Here is a 21,611-nt window from a genome sequence, read left to right as displayed (position 1 = left end):
GATGGCCTCGTTCGGTAGGAAGACGGATGCCGGCGCCCGTGCGGCGCACGGGCCGGCATGCATGCAACGATACCGGACGTGCGTGCGGCCGGATGCGACGCAAGTGCGTTTTACCGGGACAAAACTACGCGTCGGCGGCCGCCGGCGCATCGTCGCCGGCCGGCAACGCGGCGTTCGCGTCGCGGTAGGCCTTCGGCGACACGCCGACCCGCGCGCGGAAGCGCCGCGCGAAATACCCTTCGTCGCGGAAGCCGACCGAGCGCGCGATGTCCGCGATGCGCCGGCTCGTATGGGCCAGCAGCGATTGCGCGAGCGCGATCCGGCGCTCGGTCACGAGATCGGTGAACGTGCTGCCGGTTTCCTTGCGGACCAGGTGCGCGAGGTAGTTCGGCGACAGGAACGCGGCCTCGGCGGTCGCGGCGAGCGTCAGGTCCTCGCGGGTCAGATTCGCGCGCACGTGCCGCAGCACGCGAGCGAGCGCGTCGCGCCGGCCCGCGCGCTGGGCGCCGCGCTGCGCGAGCTTGTCGAGTGCGCCCGCGTATTGCGTGCAGACGAGTCCGATCAACTGCAGCAGGTAGCCGCGCAGCAGCGTGGTCGAGCCGAACGTGCGCACACGATCGGTGTCGAGCATGCACAGCGCGAGGCGGCGCGCTTCATCGTAGGTGTCGCCGGTCAGGATGAAGTCGAGATGTTCCTGGAAGCGGAACGGCGTCAGCTCGGGAAAGCGCTGCGCGGGCACATCCTCGAGATCGAGCGGATCGACGTCGAGATCGGCGCGCAGGAACGCCTGGCTGAAGTTGATCACGATGAAGTGCGCGCCTTCCGGATGCGGGATCAGATGCTCGCGGTGCGGCAGCACGAACGCGAGCGCGCCGCGCGGAAACGGCCGCGTGACGCCGCCGATCCGTTGCTCGGTGTCGCCGCCGAGATTGAACTGGATCTGGAAATACGCGTGCCGGTGCGGCTCGGTGATCGCCTGGCGCGACGCCTGGTCGCGAATGTAGAAATCGAGCCGGTCGCTGCGTTCGGGCATCCCGTACAGGCGCGGCGGGGCGGTGGAGGGCATGAAGGATTCTGCTGTTCGTGACGCGGTTGAGCCGCGATGGTACAGCGAACCGGGCGCGGCCGGAATGTGCGGCGGCCGCGCCCGGTGGCGATCAGGCGTCCGGATGGAAGCCGAGATAGCGGGTGTCCGGGCCGGCCAGGCTACCGGCAAGCCGGCTCGACGCGTCGACCGACGCGAGTGCATCCGTCGTCGCCGCGCGGTTCGACACCAGCGTCCAGGCGAGCGTGTCGTCGGCGGCCACCGTCGGCTTCGCGAGCAGATCCGTCAGCGCGGCGAGCAGCGCGGGCGCGGGCGGCGCATGAATCACGAACCCTTCATTGGCCACGGCCGCCGTGTCGATCCCCAGCACCGCGCACAGGCGTGCGCGCAGCGGCGTTTCAGCTTCGCTCGCCGCTCGCGAGCGCGCGATGCTCTCGCGCGTGTCCGCATCGACGATCGTGCCGCCGCGGATGAGCGGCGTCTGCTGCCATGCGTCGGACGGGCATTCCTTGCCGCCGGGCGTCAGCGGCACGAACGGATTGATCTCGGCCGGGTAGATCCGGCACACGAGCGGGCGTTCGTCGTAGATCGCGCAGCGCAGGTCGTCGCGCAGGTTCGGGCAGGGCCCTGCATGGGCGGCGGTGAGCACCACCGTGACGCGCACGGGCAGCGAGCCGCTGAGCGCGGGTGTCGAACGGGCGCGCTTGTAGGCGGCGAACGCGTTGTCGGGCTCGGGTTCGACGAGCCATGGCATCGCGTCGCACAGCAACTCGACGTGACCGCCGCGCCGCAGCCAGGCGATCGCCTCGCCGATCGTCAGGGGAATGCGCAGGTCGCGGCAGCATCCGCCGCAGCCGGTGCAGGCGAAGTCGATGTCGGGGGCGGTGACGGTATCGTTCATTGGGTGTGTATCGGGGGTTCGGGCGCGCCGCGAAGCATCGCGACGCCGCCGGTGGTTTCATTCATCGGTCGAGCAGCGGTGCCACGCGGCGGCGCAGCTCGGGCACAACGTCGGCGTCGAACCACGGATGGTGTTTGAACCACGCCTGGTTGCGCGGCGACGGATGCGGCAGCGGCAGCACGTCGGGGCCGTAGTCGCGCCATGCGTGCACGGTGTCGGTGAGCGTCGCCTTGCGCGTGTCGCGCAGGAAATGCCGCTGCGCGTACTGGCCGATCAGCAGCGTCAGCCGGATCGACGGCAGCTCGGCGATCAGCCGGTCGATCCACAGCGGCGCGCATTCGGGACGCGGCGGGTTGTCGCCGCTTGCGCCGCGGCCCGGGTAGCAGAAGCCCATCGGCACGATCGCGAAGCGCGTCTCGTCGTAGAAGGTGTCGGCGTCGACGCCGAGCCAGTCGCGCAGCCGCTTGCCGCTCGCGTCGTCCCACGGGATGCCGCTCGCATGGACGCGTGCGCCCGGCGCCTGCCCGACGATCAGGATCCGTGCGTCGCGATGGGCGCGTACGACGGGGCGCGGGCCGAGCGGCAGGTCGGCTTCGCAGACGCGGCACGCGCGGATTTCGGTGAGCAGCACGTCGAGCGGCGCGTGCGTTCGTTTCGGCATCGATTCGGATCGGGGACGGAGTGGCCATGCGGTGTCGCCCGGGTGGCCGGAGCGGCGTGGTGTCGCGCCGGCGCGCGCGCCGCATGCATCACGCGGCGCGCATCAAACCCGCGACGGGCCCGGTGCGCCGCCTTCGGCGACCGCAGCATCATACAACGCGGTCTGCGCGATCGCCGCGGCGATCTTCGTGTCGTCGTGCGAACCGTCGAGCATGCCCCAGCGCCGGTATTGCGACAGGAACCACCGGGCTTCGAGCGGATCGGGCCGGTTCACGGCGCCGCCGTCGTGGAAGCGGATCGGCAGCGGCGGCTCGGCGTAAGGCCCCGCGCCGTAGTCGCCGAGCAGGCGCGGCGCGATCAGCCGGGCCGGTACGCCGAGCGCGTCGGGCGACGCGAGCCAGTCGGCTGCCTCGCGGCGGTGCGCGGGGCTGTCGAGCCACGCGCACGCATCGACGAGCGTGCGGATCAGCGCGCGGGCGGTGGCCGGATACAGCGCGACGAAGTCGCGCCGGGCCGCGAGCACCTTCTCCGGATGATCGGGCCAGATCTCGCTGGTGACGGCGACGGTCCGGCCCGCGCCGCAGGCGTCGGCCACCGCATGCCACGGCTCGCCCGAGCAGAAGCCATCGAGTTCGCCGTTCGCGAGCGCGGCGACCATCTCGGGCGGCGGGATCACGACGCTGCGCACGTCGCGCAGCGGATCGACGCCGTGCGACGCGAGCCAGTGATTCAGCCACATCGCGTGCGTGCCGGTCGGGAACGTCTGTGCGAGGAGCGGCTTGCGGCCGAGCGTTGCGAGGGCCGCGCGCACGCTGCCGCTTGCGCGGTACGCGTCGGCGAGGCTGCGCGAAAACGTGATCGCCTGGCCGTTGCGGTTCAGTACCATCAGCGCGGCCATGTCGGCCCGCGGGCCGCCGATGCCGAGCTGCAGCCCGCAGACGAGCCCGTAAAGCGCATGCGCGGCGTCGAGTTCGCCGCTCAGCAGCTTGTCGCGCACGGCGGCCCACGACGGCTGACGGTGCAGTTCGAGCGTCAGGCCGTGCGGTGCGCCGAGATCCAGGTGCTGCGCGACGATCAGCGGGGCCGCGTCGCTCAATGCGACGAAGCCGAGGCGAAGATGTGCGCGTTCCGGCGCGGCGGGAAGGGACGTGTTCATGGCGTTCATTGGGGTGTCGCGTCGAGCAGTTGCCGCGCGACGTCGACGATGCGCAGGCCCTGATCCATCGCGCGCTTGCGCAGCGCCGCGTACGCGTCGTGCTCGGACAGCCTGCGCTGGTCCATCAGCACGCGTTTCGCGCGATCGATCAGCTTGCGCTCGGCGAGTTCGCGCTCGACGTCGGCGAGCCGGCGGCGCAGCGCATCGTCGTGCGAGAAGCGTGCGAGCGCGACTTCGAGAATCGGCGCGAGGCGTTCGGCCGACAAGCCTTCGACGAGATACGCACTGACGCCCGCGCCGACTGCCGCGCGGATCAGCGCCTGGTCGCCGTCGTGGCTGAACATCAGCACCGGGCGCGGCGCGGTCGCATGCATCACCGCGAGTTGCTCGAGCGTATCGCGCGATGGCGAATCGGTATCGATGATCACGACGTCGGGGCGCTGCTCCTCGACGGCCGCCGGCAGGCGCGCGGGCGTCGCGACGTCGTTCAGCATCTCGTAGCCGAGGCGCGCGAGCGCGTCGCCGAGTTCGCCAATCGGCTTGTCGGTGTCGGTGACGAGCAGCACGCGCAGGCGGGCGGATGGGGCAGACGAACTCATGAGGCGAGCAGCAGGGGCGGCGAAGCTTCAGCGCAAGGCGCGCACGACGGATGCCGGCCGCAAGCGCGGCCGGCGTTGACGGAAACGGGGAGCGGCCGAAGCCGCGCGATGCCGCGCATGCTAGGCGGCCCTGGACAGCGCCGCTTCGCCGGCGGCATCCGCGCACTGCACGGCGGCTTCGCCGATCGCGCCGCCGACGAGGATCACGGCCGGGCTGCCGAGCCGCGCTTCGTCTATGCCGCGCGCGAGGCCGCCGAGCGTGCCGGTCCAGCGGCGTTCGTCGGGCGTGCCGGCCCATTGCACGGCCGCGGCCGGCGTCGAAGCCGGTAGCGCGGCGAGCAGGCCCGCGGCAATGCTGTCGACACGGCTCATCCCCATGTAGATCGCGAGCGTGGTGCCGGTCGCCGCGAGTCGCGACCAGTCGGGTTCGCCGTGGTCCTGGCGGTGCGCGGTGACGAACGTGACGCCCTGGCAGTGCTCGCGGTGCGTGAGCGAGATGCCGAGACTCGCGGCGGCCGCGAATCCCGACGAGATACCGTTGACGATCTCGACCGGAATCGCGGCGGCGCGCAGCGTCGCGAGTTCTTCGCCGGCACGCCCGAACAGCAGCGCGTCGCCGCCTTTCACACGGACCACGTGCGCGCCGCGCTGCGCGTAGCGGCGCATCAGCCGCTCGATGAACGCCTGCGGCGTCGAGCGGCAGCCGCCGCGCTTGCCGACGCGGATGACGCGCGCCTGCGGTGCGAGTTCGACGATGCCGGGTGCGACGAGATCGTCGAGCAGCAGCACGTCGGCGGCGGCCAGCGCCTTCACGGCCTTCAGCGTGAGGAGATCGGGATCGCCGGGGCCGGCGCCCAGCAGCGTGACTTTGCCTGTCGTCATGTCGTGTTCCAGTGCCGCGTGCGTGCGGCGGTCGTTAACGCGTTGTCGGCGTGGCGGCGGGCGGTCGAAGCACACGGGCGTCCGGCCGTGCCGCGCACGGGGGGACGCCGTTGTCCGGATGGGCCCGTCGTGAGCGACGGGCCAGGTTTGCAGGGACTGCCCACCGGCGCCGTTGCCGGTGTGATGCATAAGGTTCAGCAATATCCGGGCCAGCCGCCAACACGCGCGGCGGGTGCGTCGCGCAACGCAACGCGAGACGGCCGCAGGCCTGCCTGCGACTGCCGCGCGCGGGCAGACGCAATGCCGCAACGGCGTGCATCGTGCCCCGTCAGCGCGCACCGCGATGTCGCACGGCGACAGTGCTGCAGCGCACCACATCTGTGCCTCGCTGCATCACGGCGCATCGCGCGCCGTGGGCCGGACGGCCTCGCGCACTGACCGGCGAGCCTTGCGCGGCGGGGCTGCCGGCCCGTTTCGGGCCGACATGGCACGGCGTTTGCGTAAGCTGGTTCGGGCGGATCAACGGCGATTCGTCCGCAGTACCGATTACAGACGCGCCCGGCAACGGGCTTCATGGGCAACGGCGTCCTACACATCGGGTCTCGACGAGACCGGGTGTGCAGGACGCCGTTTTTCGTTTGGCGGATGACATGACCGACAAAGCTACCCGTATCGATCTCTTCAGCTTCCGCACCGCGCCGATGCGCGCGTTCCACCTGACGTGGATGGCGTTCTTCGTCTGTTTCTTCGCGTGGTTCGCGTGCGCGCCGCTGATGCCGCTCATCGCGCGCGAATTTCACCTGACGGCGGCGCAGGTCGCCAACATCAACATCGCCGCGGTGGCCGCGACGATCGCCGTCCGGCTGCTGGTCGGCCCGCTGTGCGACCGCTTCGGCCCGCGCCGCGTGTATGTCGGCCTGCTGCTGCTCGGCGCGATCCCCGTGTTCGCGGTGTCGTTCACGCACGACTACCTGTCGTTCCTGATCTGCCGCCTCGGTATCGGCGCGATCGGCGCGGGCTTCGTGATCACGCAGTACCACACGTCGGTGATGTTCGCGCCGAACGTGGTCGGCACCGCGAACGCGACGACGGCCGGCTGGGGCAATGCGGGCGCGGGCGCGACGCAGGCGCTGATGCCGCTGCTGGTTGCCGCCGGCCTGATGCTCGGCTTCGGCGATGACGCTTCGTGGCGCATCGCGCTGGTCGTGCCGGGCGTCGCGATGCTCGTGATGGCGTGGGCGTACTGGCGCTTCACGCAGGATTGCCCGCAAGGCGACGTCATCGCGCTGCGCAAGGAAGGCGTGACGGTCGACAGTGGCAAGAAGGGCGGCTGGGCGAGCTTCTTCGCCGCATGCGGCAACTATCGCGTGTGGATGCTGTTCGTCACGTACGGCGCGTGCTTCGGCGTCGAGGTGTTCATCCACAACATCGCCGCGCTGTACTACGTCGATCACTTCAACCTGTCGCTGAAGGACGCGGGCTTCGCGGTCGGCCTGTTCGGGCTGCTCGCGCTGTTCGCCCGCGCGCTCGGCGGCTGGCTGTCCGACAAGATCGCCGCGCGGCGCAGCCTCGACGTGCGTGCGACGCTGCTGTGCGCGTTGATCGTCGGCGAAGGGCTCGGGCTGATCTGGTTCTCGCATGCGCAAAGCATCGGCATCGCGCTCGTCGCGATGCTGACCTTCGGCCTCTTCACGCACATGGCGTGCGGCGCGACCTACGCGCTGGTGCCGTTCATCGACCGCAAGGCGCTCGGCGGCGTCGCGGGGATCGTCGGCGCGGGCGGCAACGTTGGCGCGGTCGCCGCGAGCTTCCTGCTGAAGGGCGTCGGCGACGTGCAGCACACGCTGAGCGTGCTCGGCCTCGCCGTCACCGCGACCGCGCTGTGCGCGATGGCCGTGCGCTTCAGCGACGAACACAAGGCACGCGAAGCCGAGCTGCGTGACCGCGCGCTGGCCGCCGGCAGCGTCGCCAACTGATCGACCGAAGGAAACGTCATCATGAAACTCATCGTCATCGGCCACGGCATGGTCGGCCACAAGCTCCTCGAATGCGTCGCGGCGGAAGCGGGCGCGGCGGGCGCACTGCAGGTCACCGTGCTCGGCGAGGAACCGCGCCCGGCCTACGATCGCGTGCACCTGTCGGAATTCTTCGCGGGCAAGTCGGCGGACGACCTGTCGCTCGTCGAACCCGGCTTCTTCGAGCGTCATCCGCAGTTCGACCTGCGCCTGAACGCATGCGTCGCGTCGATCGACCGCGCCGCGCATACGGTCACGCTCGCGTCGGGCGAAACGCTCGCGTACGACAAGCTGGTGCTCGCGACGGGTTCGCGCCCGTTCGTGCCGCCGATGCCGGGGCACGATCGCGCGGGCTGCTTCGTGTACCGGACGATCGAGGATCTCGAAGCGATGCAGGCATGCGGCACGCACGCGAAGCGCGGTGTCGTGGTCGGCGGCGGGCTGCTCGGCCTCGAATGCGCGAAGGCGTTGCGCGACATGGGGCTCGACACGCACGTCGTGGAATTCGCGCCGCGGCTGATGGCCGTGCAGGTCGACGACGGCGGCGGCCGGATGCTGCGCGCGAAGATCGAGGCGCTCGGCGTGACCGTGCATACGGGCAAGAACACGCTCGAGATCGTCGACGGCGAGGCAGGCACGCACCGGATGGCGTTCGCCGACGGCACCCACCTCGACGCCGACATGATCGTGTTCTCCGCCGGCATTCGCGCACGCGACGAACTGGCGCGCGCCTGCGGGCTCGAAACCGGCCCGCGCGGCGGCGTCGCGATCGACGACGCATGCCGCACCAGCGACGCCGACATCTACGCGATCGGCGAATGCGCGGCATGGAACGGCATGGTGTACGGCCTCGTGGCGCCCGGTTACGACATGGCGCGCGTGGTCGCGAAGCAGCTCGCCGGCAGCGCCGACGAGACGGGCGCGGCCGCGTTCGCGGGCGCCGACATGAGCACTAAGCTGAAGCTGATGGGCGTCGACGTCGCGAGCATCGGCGACGCGCACGGCACGACGGCCGGCAGCCGCACGTACCAGTACGCGGACGAACGCCGCCAGGTCTACAAGAAGCTCGTGGTGTCCGACTGCGGCAAGTTCCTGCACGGCGCGGTGATGGTCGGCGACGCGGCCGAATACGGCACGCTGCTGCAGATGATGCTGAACCGCATCGAGCTGCCCGAATCCCCGGAATTCCTGATCCTGCCGTCGTCGGACGGCGTCGCGAAGCCGGCGATCGGCGTCGACGCGCTGCCCGCGGCCGCGCAGATCTGCTCGTGCAACAACGTGTCGAAGTCGCAGATCTGCGCGGCGGTGGCCGATGGCGCGACGAGCCTCGGCGCGCTGAAATCGTGCACGGGCGCCGGCACGTCGTGCGGCGGCTGCGTGCCGCTCGTCACGCAGATCATGAAGGCCGAGATGACGAAGCAGGGCCTCGCGGTCAACAACCATCTGTGCGAGCACTTCCCGCATTCGCGCCAGGAGCTGTTCCACCTGATCCGCGTCGAAGGCATCACGACGTTCGCCGAACTGCTCGCGAAGCACGGCCAAGGGCTCGGCTGCGACGTGTGCAAGCCGGCCGTCGCGGGCATCCTCGCGTCGTGCTTCAACGAGTTCGTGCTGAAGAAGGAACATGCCGGGCTGCAGGATTCGAACGACTACTACCTCGCGAACATCCAGCGCGACGGCACGTATTCGGTGGTGCCGCGCATGCCGGGCGGCGAGGTCACGCCCGAAGGGCTGATCGCGGTCGGCCAGGTCGCGCGGAAGTACGGGCTCTACACGAAGATCACGGGCGGCCAGCGCGTCGACCTGTTCGGCGCGCGCGTCGAGCAGCTGCCGTCGATCTGGGAAGAGTTGATCGCGGCCGGCTTCGAATCGGGGCATGCGTACGGCAAGGCGCTGCGTACCGTGAAGTCGTGCGTCGGCTCGACGTGGTGCCGCTACGGCGTCGACGATTCGGTCGGTCTCGCGATCGACCTCGAGAACCGCTACAAGGGGCTGCGCGCGCCGCACAAGATCAAGTTCGGCGTGTCGGGCTGCACACGCGAGTGTGCGGAAGCGCAGGGCAAGGACGTCGGGATCATCGCGACCGAGAAGGGCTGGAACCTGTACGTGTGCGGCAACGGCGGGATGAAGCCGCGCCACGCGGAACTGCTCGCGTCTGACCTCGATCGCGCGACGCTGGTCCGCTACATCGATCGCTTCCTGATGTTCTACGTGCGCACGGCCGACCGCCTGCAGCGCACGAGCGTGTGGCGCGACAACCTCGAAGGCGGCCTCGACTACCTGACCGACGTCGTCGTGCACGACAAGCTCGGGATCGCGGCCGAACTCGAAGCCGACATGCAGCACGTGGTCGACACCTACGAGTGCGAATGGAAGAAGGCCGTTACCGATCCCGACACGCGCAAGCGCTTCCGCCACTTCGTGAACAGCGATGCGCCGGACGCGAACATCGAATTCGTCGAGACGCGCGGCCAGATCCGTCCCGCGACGCCCGACGAACGCGTGCGCGGCAAGCCGGTGACGATTCCCGTCGTCACGGAAATCGCGCCGCAAGCCGTCACCGAATCCGCAACCGCCTGACCCTGACCGACACCAGCGTCTTTTCCAAGGAGCCCATCATGAACGATCGTCTTCCCCTGTCCTGGACCCGTGTGTGCCCGCTCGACGACATCGTGCCGAACACCGGCGTGTGCGCGCTCGTCAACGGCGAGCAGGTCGCGGTGTTTCACGTCGCGCATGCCGACGGCGGCGTGTTCGCGATCGACAACGTCGACCCCGTATCGCAGGCGGCCGTGATGTCGCGCGGGCTGATCGGCAGCCTCGGCGAGCGCGTCGTCGTTGCGTCGCCGCTGTACAAGCAGCATTTCGACCTGCGCACCGGCGAATGCCTCGAAGCGCCCGAGCAGTCGGTGAGCGCGTATCCGTCGCGGGTCGAGGACGGCTTCGTGTGGATTGCGGCCTGACCGTCCCGGAGCGCGCATGACCGCCACCCCCGTCAAGAGCGTGTGCCCGTACTGCGGCGTCGGCTGCGGCATGGTGCTGCACGTCGAGGAGGGCGAGGTCGTCAAGGTGTCCGGCGACGCCGACCATCCGACCAACTTCGGGCGGCTGTGCACGAAGGGTTCGTCGGCGCACGTCGCGCTGCGCCGCTCGGGGCGGCTCGACCGCGCGTTCGTGCGCCGCGCGCGCGAGGACGACCTCGTGCCGCTGCCGGCCCGCGACGCGATCGCCGAGACCGCGCGCCGCCTGCGCGCGGTGCTCGATACGCACGGCCCCGACGCGCTGTCGTTCTACGTGTCGGGGCAGATGTCGATCGAGGCGCAGTACCTCGTCAACAAGCTCGCGAAGGGCTTCGTCGGCACCAACAACATCGAGTCGAACTCGCGCCTCTGCATGGCGAGCGCGAGCACCGGCTACAAGCAGTCGCTCGGCGCGGACGGCCCGCCCGGGTCGTACCAGGACTTCGATCGCGCGAACCTGTTTTTCGTGATCGGCGCGAACATGGCCGATTGCCACCCGATCCTGTTCCTGCGGATGATGGATCGCGTGAAGGCCGGCGCGAAGCTGATCGTCGTCGATCCGCGCCGCACCGGCACGGCCGACAAGGCCGACCTGTTCCTGCAGATCCGGCCCGGCACCGATCTCGCGCTGACGAACGGGCTGCTGCACCTGCTGCATGCGAACGGCCGCACCGACGGCGCGTTCATCGACGCGTACACCGAAGGCTGGGACGCGATGCCCGCGTTTCTCGCCGACTACACGCCCGAGCGCGTCGCGGCGATCACGGGGCTCGCGGAAGCCGACCTGCGCACGGCCGCGCAATGGATCGGCGACGCACCGGAGTGGATGAGCTGCTGGACGATGGGGCTCAACCAGAGCACGCACGGCGTGTGGAACACCAACGCGATCTGCAACCTGCACCTCGCGACCGGCCGCATCTGCCGCCCCGGCAGCGGGCCGTTCTCGCTGACCGGCCAGCCGAACGCGATGGGCGGGCGCGAGATGGGCTACATGGGCGCGGGGCTGCCGGGCCAGCGCTCGGTGCTGTCCGACGACGACCGGCGCTTCGTCGAGAACCTGTGGCGCGTGCCGGCCGGCACGCTGCGCAAGGAGACGGGGCAGGGGACGGTCGACCTGTTCTCGCGGATGGCGGCCGGCGACATCAAGGCATGCTGGATCGTCTGCACGAACCCGGTCGCGACCGTGCCGAACCGGCAGAACGTGATCGCCGGCTTGCAGGCCGCCGAGCTCGTGATCGCGCAGGACGCGTTCCTCGACACCGAGACCAACCGCTACGCGGACATCCTGCTGCCCGGCGCGCTGTGGGCCGAGGGCGACGGCGTGATGGTCAACTCCGAACGCAACATGACGCTGATGCGCGCCGCCGTCGCGCCGCCCGGCGATGCGCTGCCCGACTGGCGCATCGTCGCGGAAGTCGCGCGCGCGATGGGCTTCGGCGATGCGTTCGACTATGCGTCGGCGGCCGACGTGTTCGACGAGATCGTCCGTTTCTCGAATCCGGCGACCGGCTACGACCTGCGCGGCGCGAGCCACGCGGCGCTACGCGACGGGCCCGTGCAGTGGCCGGTCGCACCGGGCACCGCGCGCGAGCGGCACCCGATCCGCTACCTGAATGACGGCGTGAGCCAGACGCCGCGCACGGCGGCCGACGAGAGCGCCGCGCCGCGCATTGCGTTCCCGACGCCGTCGGGCAAGGCGCGCTTCTTCGCGCGGCCGCATGTCGATCCGGCCGAGCTGCCCGACGACACGTTCCCGATCGTGCTGAACACCGGGCGGCTGCAGCATCAATGGCACACGATGACGAAGACCGGCAAGGTCGCGATGCTGAACAAGCTGAACCCGCGCCCGTTCGTCGAGCTTCATCCGGACGACGCGAGCGCGCTCGGCATCGCCGCGAAGGACAGCGTCGAAATCCGTTCGGCGCGCGGCCGCGCGGTGCTGCCGGCCGTCGTCACCAAGCGCGTGCAGCGCGGCAACTGCTTCGCGCCGATGCACTGGAACGACGTGTACGGCGACGACCTGTGCATCAACGCGGTGACGAACGACGCGATCGATCCCGAATCGCAGCAACCCGAACTGAAATATTGCGCGGTCGCGCTGCGGCGCGTCGAGACCGATGCGTTCGCGTCCGATGACGACGGCACGGCGCAATCCGATGCATGCGCCGACGACGCGCGGCCCGCGCCGGCAATGGTGCAGGCCACTGCTTCACAGGAATCCGACATGGCAGACATCGACACTTTCGCGGCCGCGCTCGGCGTCGCCGACCTCGCGCCGCCGCCGCTGACCGACACCGAGCGGCTGTATGTGGCCGGACTCGTCAGCGGGTTGAAGGCGAGCGCGGGCCGGCGCGAGGGCAGCGTGCCCGTGCTGCCGGCCGGCGCGCCGCTCGCGCCGCCGGTGCGGTTCTGGCTCGACGGGATGCTCGCCGGCCTGTTCAGCCGCTCGGCGCCCGCGCACGCACACGCGCTGGATGCCGCAACGCCGGCCCAGCCGGCCGACGCCGCCGGCGGCGTGCGCATCGTGCGCACGCGCCCGAAGGTCGTGCTGCTGTGGGCATCGCAGACGGGCAACATCGAATCGCTGACCGAGGACTACGCGACGCAGTTGATGAACGCGGGTTTCGAGATCCGCACCGCGTGCATGTCCGACTATCCGATCGCGTCGCTTGCCGGCGCGCAATACGTGCTGCTGATGACGAGCACGTTCGGCGACGGCGATGCGCCCGACAACGGCACCGAGTTCTGGGACGCGCTGCAGGCCGGCAGTGCCGCGCGCCTCGACGGCGTGCACTTCGCGGTGCTCGCGTTCGGCGATCGCAACTACGACCAGTTCTGCGGCCACGGCCGCCGGCTCGATGCGCGGCTCGCGGAACTCGGCGCGGCGCGCCTGTGTGCGCGCGTCGATTGCGACGTCGAATTCCAGCGCGATGCCGACCAGTGGCTCGAACGCGTCGTCGCGCGGATCAAGGAGGCGGACGCCGCGCTGCACGCGGTGCCGACCGGCGGGATGAGCCCGTCGGGGCTGCTGCCGACGAAGGCGCATCCGGCGCCGTCGAAGCTCGTCGCGAACCTGCGGCTCAATCGTCCGGGTGCCGCGAAGGACACGCGTTATGTGTCGCTGTCGACCGAAGGCGCGAACCTCGAATACGAAACCGGCGACGCGCTCGGCGTGTGGCCGACCAACTGCCCGGAGCTGGTCGACGAGCTGCTGTCCGTCACCGCACTGAAGGCCGATGCACCCGTGTCCATCGCGGGCGTCGGCGACGTGCGGCTCGGCGATGCGCTCGCGCGCCATTTCGACATTACGCGCCCGCATCCGGACACGCTCGCGTTGATCGCGTCGCGCAGCGCGAACGGCGCGCTGAAGTCGCTGCTCGGCGACGACCGCAAGAGCGACCTGAAGCAATGGTTGTGGGGACAACAGCTTGCGGATGTGCTGCACGAGTTTCCGGTCGAGCTGTCGGGCACGGAGCTGGTCGGGATGTTGAAGCGGATGCAGCCGCGTCTCTATTCGATCGCGTCGAGCCCGAGCGCGCACCAGGGCGAGGTCCACCTGACCGTGTCGGCCGTGCGTTACCACAACGGCCGGCGTGCACGCAAAGGCGTCGCGTCGACTTTCCTAGCCGATCGCGCGGACGACGGCCGCGTGCCCGTGTTCGTGCAGAAGTCCGCGCATTTCCGGCCGCCGGTGAACGGCGACGTGCCGATCGTGATGGTCGGCCCGGGCACCGGCGTCGCGCCGTTCCGCGGCTTCCTGCACGAGCGGCAGGCGCGCGGCGCGCGCGGGCGCAACTGGCTGTTCTTCGGCGAGCAGCACGCGCAGACCGATTTCTACTACGGCGACGAACTCGGCGCGATGCACGACAGCGGTTTCCTGACGCGGCTCGATCTCGCGTTCTCGCGCGACCAGGCCGACAAGATCTACGTGCAGGACCGGATGCGCGAGCAGGGCGCCGAGCTGTTCGCGTGGCTGGAGGAAGGCGCGCACTTCTATGTGTGCGGCGACGCCGCGCGGATGGCCAAGGACGTCGATGCGGCGCTGAAGGCGGTCGTCGCCGAGCACGGCGGCATGTCGGACGACGACGCGAACGACTACGTCGCGCGGCTCGCGAAGGCGCGGCGCTACATGCGGGACGTGTACTGACCGCAGGCGGAGCGGCTTGACGCGGCCCGCCGGCTTGCTGGTCCGGCACGGTGGCCGGCCAGCCGGCGGCGGTCCGGGCTGCCGGCATGGCAGTCGACGGCGGATGCGGTGTGACCCGTCGGCCGCCGCCGGCTTGCGTTACTGCTGCCGGTCCCACGCACGCGCCTGTTCGGCGCGCACGAACGCTTCCGACGACTTCGGCAGCAGGTTGCGGAACGCGCCGCCGTCGCTATCGATCACGTCGACCATCTTCGCGATCATTTCCTCCGGGTCGTGCTGTTCGAGCGGGAACGTCAGCCGCTCGGGCGTCACCGTGTGGACGGCCGGATCGCGCCAGCGCTGCGCCGTCTCCATCATCCGGTCGTTGAAGCCGGTGCTGTAAGGGCCGGGGTTCACGACCGCGACGCGAATACCGTGCGGTGCCAGTTCCGCATGCATCGCCTCGGCCACCGATTCGACCGCATGCTTCGACGCGCAATAGGCGCCCGTGAACGGCCCCGTGATCAGCCCCGCGATCGACGACACGAACACGATCTTGCCGTGCCGGCGCGCGAGCATCCCGCGCGCGATCTGCTGCGTCAGTTCGAGCGGCCCGAACACGTTGACGTCGAACAGCTCGCGCACGATCTCGACCGGCAGGTCGACGAGCGCGCCGGCTTCGCCGACCCCCGCGTTGTTCACGAGCACGTCGATGTCGAGTTCGGCCGCACGGGCCCGGTCGTGCGCGGACGTGACGTCGAGCTTGATGGCGCGCAGCGTGGTGCCGCGTTGCGCGGCGGCGGCCGCCAGTTCGTCGATCTCGGTCGTGACGCGCACGCCGGCCGTCACGTCGTGACCGCGTTCGGCGAGCCGCAGCGCGACTTCGCGGCCGAATCCGGTGCCCGCGCCGGTGATGAGGATGCGTTGCTGTGCCATGTGCTTACCTTGTGGTGAGGAGCGTTGCGTGAAAGCGATCGCGGCAATGTCGGGCGATCGCGGTGTCTTCGTCGACGCTGCCGCCCGATACGCCGATGGCGCCGACGCAGCGTCCGTTGTCGTCGACGAGCGGTTCGCCGCCGCCGAATGTGACGAGCCCGCCGTGACTGTGTTCGATGCCGCGCAGCGGGCCGTCGCCCGACATCGCGCCGAGCGAGCCGGTCGATGTGCGGAAGCGGACGGCCGTTTGCGCCTTGCGCTGCGCCAGATCGATCGCGCCGAGAAAGCAGTCGTCGGTGCGCACGAATGCGAGCAGATTCGCGCCGGCATCGACGATCGCGATGGCGACGCCGGCGACTTGCAGCGACGCGGCGTGCGCGAGCGCGGCTTCGATCGTGCGGCGGGCGGCTGCGAGCGGCAGCGCGGCGGTGAGCGGGTCCATTCGAGGCTCCGGTGGGACGACAGGGCCAGTGTAGGCCGTCGCGGTATATGGGAGAATCCGCATTCCGCTCGAAGGAGTTTCAAGTTTTTTTAATGATGGGCAGACGCGATCCGATGGCCGGGCTGCACGTATTCATCAGCGTCGCGACGGCCGGCAACTTCACGCGGGCCGCCGCCGCGCTGGGCTTGACGCCGGCCGCCGTCAGCCTCGCGATCGGGCAGCTCGAGGGCGAGCTGAACGTGAAGCTGTTCAACCGCAGCACGCGCGGCGTGAGCCTGACGGAAGCCGGCCAGCGCTACTGGCAGCAGACGGAGCCCGCCTACCGGCAAGTCATGCAGGCGCGCGACGCGCTGAAGGACGCGCGCAGCGAGCCGAGCGGGCTGTTGCGCGTGACCGCGCTGCCGCTGGCGCGCTCGCTCGTGATCGCGCCGATTCTTGCTGCGTTCCGTGAGCGCTTTCCGAAAGTCCGGCTCGAAATCCGCTACGAGAACGAGTTGGTCGACATCGCGAAGGACGGCTTCGACGCGGGGATCCGCCTCGCCGACCGGCTGCAGCCGGGCATGATCGGCGTGCGGATCGCGCCCGCGCTGTCGTGCGCGCTCGTTGCGTCGCCCGGTTATCTGGCGCGGTACGGCGTGCCCGCGTCGATGACGGAGCTCGAGCGTCATGCCTGCATCCGCTTCCGGTTTTCGGAGAGCGGGCGCCTGCACAAGTGGCTGCTGCACGATGGGCGCCGCGACGTCGATCTCGATCCGGACGGCGTGTTCGTGACGAACGATGCCGACGCGGTGATCGATGCGGCGCGTGCGGGTGTCGGCATCGCGTTTGCGTTCATGCGCGAGCGCATCGAGCAGGACCTGCGCGACGGCACGCTCGTCGAGGTGCTGCCGGGCGCGTGCCGGACGTTGCCGCCGATGTGGCTCTACTACGTGAATCGCAAGCACGTGCCGGCGAAGCTGCGCGCGTTCATCGACGTGCTGCGCGAGCGGGCCGGCGAAGCGTAATTCGACGGCGTCGCCTGCCGGCAGCGATTCGCGCGGCGGCGCATGATGGCGGCTCCATCCACGCAGCCAGGGAGCGCGTCATGCCGGCATTCCCGCATTTCCCGATTCGAACCCTCGTGCTCGCCGCCGCGCTGGCGGCCGCCGCGACCTGCGGCGCGCCGGCCTTTGGCCAAACGTCGACCGTGCCGGCCGGCACGGCTGCCGCGACGCCCGACAATGCGGTGCTGCTGACCGTGTTCCTGAAGCACGATCAATCGCGCCCGCTCGCCGAGTTGAACGCGCAGCTCGCGAAGCAGGGGTTCTACAAGGCGTTTCCGCCGCCGGGCGTCGAAGTGGTGAGCTGGACCGTGACGATGGGGATCGGTCAGATCGTCGTGCTGCGGTTGCCGGCGTCGCGGGTGCGTGAAGTCAATCGGGTGCTCGAGGATACGGCGTGGGGTGCGTACCGGACGGAGTTCTATCCGACTTACGACTACAAGGCGATCGGGTTGGGGGAGCATGAGCGGGCGAAGTGACGGTACGCAGTGCGATTCCGTCACGGTGGAAAGCGGGGGCGAGCGTGCCGAATCAACCTGTCCCCATTCCGGAGGCGCCCCGCGCCGTCACGTTTTCATCCTCGCCAGTCGGGCCCGCCCGGCAGATTTCTCCCAAATGCATCACAAGTCATTCATCCGACGAAAAAACCGCCCCGGTTCCCGGTATGATGCGCACCTTGCGTTTTTCGGCCGCACGATTTTGATGCGATGTTTACGCGCCCCGCACGCCACAAAACCGCACAATGCGAACCGGAAAGATTTTGTAATATAAGACCCGTATACTTGTAAGTTCTGATTCAGGCGCTCCCTGCCTTTTCTTCCGGCCGACCGCCCACGCAGAACAACCAGATTCGTCGCCGCCTGGCTACCTTGCGCCGCGACACGCTATGCACCACCACTGAATAACCTATGTCTTCCCGCCACTCTGGTTCGCCCGGCCGTGCCGCGGCGGTGATCGCCCGTGTCCGGGCGCTGATCCGCCATGAGCGCGTGCTGTCGCCGCTGCTCGCGCTCGGCATCGGCCTGCTGCTGATCGTGGTTTTCCAGCACCTGTCGGAATCCGTCGACTACCGGTCGGTGATCCGTCAGTTGCGTCACATGTCCGCCGGCGAGTGGGGCGCGTCGCTGGCCGCAACGGCGCTCAGCTATCTCGCGCTGGTCGCCCGCGATGCGGTCGGCCTGCGTTATGTCGCCGCGAAGGTGCCGCGCGTCGCGCTGTGGATCGGCGCGATCGCAGGGTCCGCGCTCGGCAACGCGACCGGCTTCGGCGCGCTGACGGGCGGCGCGGTCCGCGCGCGCGTGTACGGCGTGTCGGGCGTCACGCCTGCACAGATCGGCCGGATGACGGTGTTCACGAGCGGCACGCTGGCGCTCGCGATGGTGCTGATGACGGCGGTCGGCATGGTCTGCGTGCCGGAGGCGCTTGCCGCCATGCTGCACGTCGCACCCGGCGTGCTTACGTGGGGCGGCGCCGCGCTGCTCGTGGTGCTGGCCGCGATGGTCGTGATGTGCGGCAACACCGCGCGCCCGGTCGTGACGCGCTTCAAGTGGCTGTCGTTCGACGTGCCCGCGCGGCGCGATCTCGTCGCACAGGTCGTCTACGCGGTGCTCGACGTCGTCGCGGCGGGCCTGACGCTGTGGGTGCTGCTGCCGGCCGCGCCGGTCGGCTTCCCGACCTTCATCACCGTCTACGCGGCCGCCTTGCTGCTCGGGATGATCGGCCATACGCCGGGCGGGATCGGCGTGTTCGAAGCCGCGATGGTCTTCACGCTCGGCCGCGAAGTGCCCGCCCATGCGATGGTCGCCGCGCTGATCGCGTATCGCGCGATCTACTTCGGCGTGCCGCTCGTGCTGTCGGCCGGCCTGCTGGCCGGTTTCGAGGGCCGCGCGCTGCGGCGCCGGCTCGTGACGCGGCAGGCCGTGCGCGTGTCGCAGCTCGCGCCGGTGTTCCTGAGCCTCGTGACGTTCGCGGTCGGCAGCATGCTGGTGATCTCGAGCGCGACGCCCGCGTTCTGGCACCGGATCGCGATCCTGCGCCACCTCGTGCCGCTGTGGGTGCTCGAAGGCTCGCAGGTGATCTGCAGTGTGCTCGGCGTCGCGCTGCTGTTCGTCGCGCGCGGATTGCTGCGCCGCCTCGACGGCGCATGGTGGATGACTTTCGCGCTGACGCTCGCGAGCCTCGCGCTGTCGCTGGCGAAGGGCCTCGCGTTCGTCGAGGCCGGTGTGCTCGGCACGCTGCTCGTGCTGCTGCTCGTCAGCCGCCGCCGCTTCAACCGTCATTCGTCGCTGCTCGCCGAGCGCTTCACGGTCAGCTGGTTCGTATCGGTGACGATGGTGCTGATGCTGGCCGTGTGGGTGCTGTTCTTCGCGTTCCGCGACGTGCCGTACACGCGCGAGCTGTGGTCGCATTTCTCGTTCGACGCGCGCGCGCCGCGTGCGCTGCGCGCGACGCTCGCGAGCGGCGTGTTCGTCGCGATGTTCGCGCTGTGGCAACTGCTGCGCCCGGCACCCGGCCGTTTCGTGAAGCCGGTGCAGCAGGATCTGTTCGACGCCGAGCGGATCATCCGCGCGCAGGAATGCAGCGATGCGGGCCTCGCGCTGATGGGCGACAAGTCGTTCCTGTTCTCGGAGTCGCGCCAGGCGTTCCTGATGTATGCGAAGTACGGCCGCACGTGGGCCGCGCTGCACGACCCGGTCGGGCCGCGCGAAGAATGGCCGGCGCTGATCGGCAAGTTCATCGCGCTCGCGCATGCGCACAGCGGCCGCGCGGCGTTCTACCAGGTGCGCGCGAACGCGCTGCCGCTGTATCTCGACGCGGGGCTCACGCTGATGAAGCTCGGCGAGGAAGCGCATATCGCGCTCGACCAGTTCGACCTGAAGGGTTCGAACCGTTCGCACCTGCGCTACGCGCTGCGCCGCGGCGACAAGGACGCGCTGGCGGTCGAGGTGATCGCGCCGTGCGACGTGCCGGTCGCGCTGCCGAAGCTGCGCGACATCTCGGATGGCTGGCTCGACAGCCGCGACGCACGCGAGAAGAGCTTCTCGGTGGCCGCGTTCCACGACGGTTATCTCGCGACGCAGTCGGTGATGCTCGTGCGTCAGGCCGACAAGCCGATCGCGTTCGTCACGTTCATGACGACCGACCTCAACACCGAGGCGACGGTCGGCGTGATGCGCCATCTGCCGGACGCGTCGCCGTACGCGATGGAGTATCTGTTTACGCAGCTCGCGCTGCATCTGAAGGAAGCGGGCTTTCGCAAGCTGAGCCTGGGTATCGCGCCGTTCTCGGGGATGGGGGCGGCGAAGATGCCGTCGCCGTGGCACCGGCTCGGCCTGATGGTCTGGCGCTTCGGCGGCCGCTTCTACAACTTCCGCGGCTTGCGCGCATTCAAGAGCAAGTTCGAACCGCACTGGGAGCCGCGTTACCTCGCGGCCTCGGGCTCGGTCGGCGTGTTCGTCACGCTGGCGGATCTGTCATTGCTGGCTGGAGGTCGGCGTTCATGATGTCGAAGAAGGGAATCGCGCGGGCGGCAATCGCCTGCGCGGGAATGATGCTGGCCGGCGCCGCGTGTGCCACGCAGCCGGCGGCAGTAAAGGCCGAAACCGTGTCGGGCGGCCGTTATGGGCCCGTTACCGTGACCAAGCCGAGCGGGCCGCTGCGCGGTTTCGTCGTGCTGTTCTCGCGTGAGGCCGGCTGGAATGCCGCCGATCAGCAGGCCGCCGATGCGCTCGCGAAGGCCGGTGCGATGACGGTGGGTGTCGATTCCGAGCGTTATGCGATGAATCTCGCCGCGAAGCAGGAGACCTGTCACCACCTCGACGGCGACGCCGAGGCGGTCAGCCACCAGCTCGAACGCCTCGCGCAGTCGTCGCGCTATTTCACGCCGATCGTCGCGGGCGTGGGCCAGGGTGGCGCGATCGCGAAGCAGATCCTGTCGATGGCGCCGGAGAACACGATTGCCGGTGTCGTCTCGGTCGATCCGGCGGCGAAGCTCGATCCGCGCTTCAAGCCGTGCCCACCCGATCCGACGATCGTGCGCCGCGCGATGCCGGGTTTTGTCGAAACGGCCGCCGCGGGCGACACCGCGAAGCTCGTGTCGCTCGTCACGTCGCACCTGCGTGACAACAGCAGCGGCGATCAGCTCGACGTGTCGGATCTGCCGCTCGTCGAGCTGCCGGCCAAGGGCGGCAGCGATCGCCTCGCGATCGTGATCTCGGGTGACGGCGGCTGGCGCGATCTCGACAAGACGATCGCCGAGGCGCTGCAGCGCGACGGCGTGTCGGTGGTCGGCATCGACAGCCTGCGTTATTTCTGGAGCGAGAAGCCGCCCGCACAGGTGAGCCGCGATCTGGCGCGCGTGATGCGGACGTACACGGCGCGCTGGCATGCGAACCGCGTGGCGCTGGTCGGTTATTCGTTCGGTGCCGACGTGATGCCGTTCGCGTACAACCGGCTGCCGGCCGACCTGCGCGACAAGGTCGCGGTGATGTCGCTGCTCGGTTTCGCGCCGTCCGCCGATTTCCAGATCCGCGTGACGGGCTGGCTCGGCATGCCCGCGAGCGACAAGGCGCTGAAGGTCGCGCCGGAACTGGCGAAGGTGCCGCCGCAGCTCGTGCAGTGCTTCTATGGCGCGGAAGAGAAGGACACGATGTGTCCGGCGCTCGTGAACACGGGCGCCGACGTGATCAAGACGCAGGGCGATCACCACTTCGGCCGCGACTATATTGCGCTCGAGAAGAAGATCCTCGGCGCGTTCGGCAAGCCGGTGGCGGCGCGCTGAACAAGCATG

At 69.6% G+C, this 21,611-nt stretch carries 16 protein-coding genes; 8 read left to right on the top strand and 8 right to left on the bottom strand.

The features are described 5' to 3' along the window. Positions 1–124: 124 nt before the first annotated feature. The 6 genes from VL15_RS32175 to cobA form a co-directional block, all read right to left on the bottom strand. The gene (locus VL15_RS32175; RefSeq protein WP_048250863.1) at positions 125–1,066 is read right to left on the bottom strand and encodes a helix-turn-helix transcriptional regulator; all 942 of its coding nucleotides are present in this window, start codon (positions 1,064–1,066) and stop codon (positions 125–127) included. 91 nt (positions 1,067–1,157) lie between these two features. Next, positions 1,158–1,946, bottom strand: a complete 789-nt coding sequence (locus VL15_RS32170) for a YkgJ family cysteine cluster protein (RefSeq protein WP_048250862.1) — start codon at positions 1,944–1,946, stop codon at positions 1,158–1,160. A 61-nt stretch (positions 1,947–2,007) separates the two neighbouring features. Further along, complete coding sequence (locus VL15_RS32165) at positions 2,008–2,607, bottom strand: uracil-DNA glycosylase family protein (RefSeq protein WP_048250861.1); 600 nt, start codon at positions 2,605–2,607, stop codon at positions 2,008–2,010. Between the two features lie 102 nt (positions 2,608–2,709). Beyond that, complete coding sequence (locus VL15_RS32160) at positions 2,710–3,762, bottom strand: CmpA/NrtA family ABC transporter substrate-binding protein (RefSeq protein ID WP_048250859.1); 1,053 nt, start codon at positions 3,760–3,762, stop codon at positions 2,710–2,712. A gap of 5 nt (positions 3,763–3,767) precedes the next feature. Beyond that, positions 3,768–4,361, bottom strand: coding sequence for an ANTAR domain-containing response regulator (locus VL15_RS32155; RefSeq protein WP_048250857.1), 594 nt, complete (start codon positions 4,359–4,361; stop codon positions 3,768–3,770). A gap of 120 nt (positions 4,362–4,481) precedes the next feature. Further along, positions 4,482–5,243: a uroporphyrinogen-III C-methyltransferase gene (gene cobA / locus VL15_RS32150; RefSeq protein ID WP_048250855.1), complete on the bottom strand. Its 762-nt coding sequence runs from the start codon at positions 5,241–5,243 to the stop codon at positions 4,482–4,484. A 650-nt stretch (positions 5,244–5,893) separates the two neighbouring features. Between cobA and VL15_RS32145 the strand changes: the two genes are divergently transcribed. The 4 genes from VL15_RS32145 to VL15_RS32130 are packed head-to-tail and all read left to right on the top strand — an operon-like array spanning position 5,894 to position 14,425. Further along, positions 5,894–7,219, top strand: coding sequence for an MFS transporter (locus tag VL15_RS32145; RefSeq protein WP_048250853.1), 1,326 nt, complete (start codon positions 5,894–5,896; stop codon positions 7,217–7,219). Between the two features lie 21 nt (positions 7,220–7,240). Then, complete coding sequence (gene nirB / locus VL15_RS32140) at positions 7,241–9,838, top strand: nitrite reductase large subunit NirB (RefSeq protein WP_048250851.1); 2,598 nt, start codon at positions 7,241–7,243, stop codon at positions 9,836–9,838. A gap of 38 nt (positions 9,839–9,876) precedes the next feature. Beyond that, positions 9,877–10,221 (top strand): nitrite reductase small subunit NirD, encoded by a 345-nt coding sequence (nirD, locus tag VL15_RS32135; protein ID WP_047903106.1) that lies wholly within the window; start codon positions 9,877–9,879, stop codon positions 10,219–10,221. 16 nt (positions 10,222–10,237) lie between these two features. Next, positions 10,238–14,425 (top strand): bifunctional nitrate reductase/sulfite reductase flavoprotein subunit alpha, encoded by a 4,188-nt coding sequence (locus VL15_RS32130; protein ID WP_048250849.1) that lies wholly within the window; start codon positions 10,238–10,240, stop codon positions 14,423–14,425. Positions 14,426–14,563: 138 nt separating this feature from the next. On the opposite strand, the gene VL15_RS32125 is transcribed toward VL15_RS32130, so the two are convergent. Both VL15_RS32125 and VL15_RS32120 read right to left on the bottom strand, forming a co-directional pair. Next, positions 14,564–15,340 (bottom strand): SDR family oxidoreductase, encoded by a 777-nt coding sequence (locus tag VL15_RS32125; protein WP_048250848.1) that lies wholly within the window; start codon positions 15,338–15,340, stop codon positions 14,564–14,566. 4 nt (positions 15,341–15,344) lie between these two features. Next, complete coding sequence (locus VL15_RS32120; RefSeq protein WP_048250846.1) at positions 15,345–15,782, bottom strand: GlcG/HbpS family heme-binding protein; 438 nt, start codon at positions 15,780–15,782, stop codon at positions 15,345–15,347. Between the two features lie 95 nt (positions 15,783–15,877). Between VL15_RS32120 and VL15_RS32115 the strand changes: the two genes are divergently transcribed. From VL15_RS32115 to VL15_RS32100, 4 genes are all read left to right on the top strand, one after another. Continuing rightward, positions 15,878–16,786 (top strand): LysR substrate-binding domain-containing protein, encoded by a 909-nt coding sequence (locus VL15_RS32115; protein WP_080971023.1) that lies wholly within the window; start codon positions 15,878–15,880, stop codon positions 16,784–16,786. A gap of 80 nt (positions 16,787–16,866) precedes the next feature. Beyond that, positions 16,867–17,301 (top strand): hypothetical protein, encoded by a 435-nt coding sequence (locus tag VL15_RS32110; RefSeq protein WP_048250842.1) that lies wholly within the window; start codon positions 16,867–16,869, stop codon positions 17,299–17,301. A 429-nt stretch (positions 17,302–17,730) separates the two neighbouring features. Beyond that, on the top strand, positions 17,731–20,325 hold the full coding sequence (gene mprF, locus VL15_RS32105) for a bifunctional lysylphosphatidylglycerol flippase/synthetase MprF (RefSeq protein ID WP_048250841.1): 2,595 nt from the start codon (positions 17,731–17,733) through the stop codon (positions 20,323–20,325). After that, a complete protein-coding gene (locus VL15_RS32100) occupies positions 20,322–21,602 on the top strand; it encodes a virulence factor family protein (protein WP_048250840.1) in 1,281 nt (426 codons plus the stop codon). Before mprF ends, VL15_RS32100 begins: the two co-directional genes overlap by 4 nt. Positions 21,603–21,611: the final 9 nt, after the last annotated feature.

Origin of the sequence: Burkholderia cepacia, from assembly GCF_001039005.1 — a bacterium.
In the GTDB taxonomy this organism is placed as follows: domain Bacteria; phylum Pseudomonadota; class Gammaproteobacteria; order Burkholderiales; family Burkholderiaceae; genus Burkholderia; species Burkholderia theae.
Note: the sequence above shows the minus strand (reverse complement) of the source record. Positions and strands in the feature narration are given on the sequence as shown.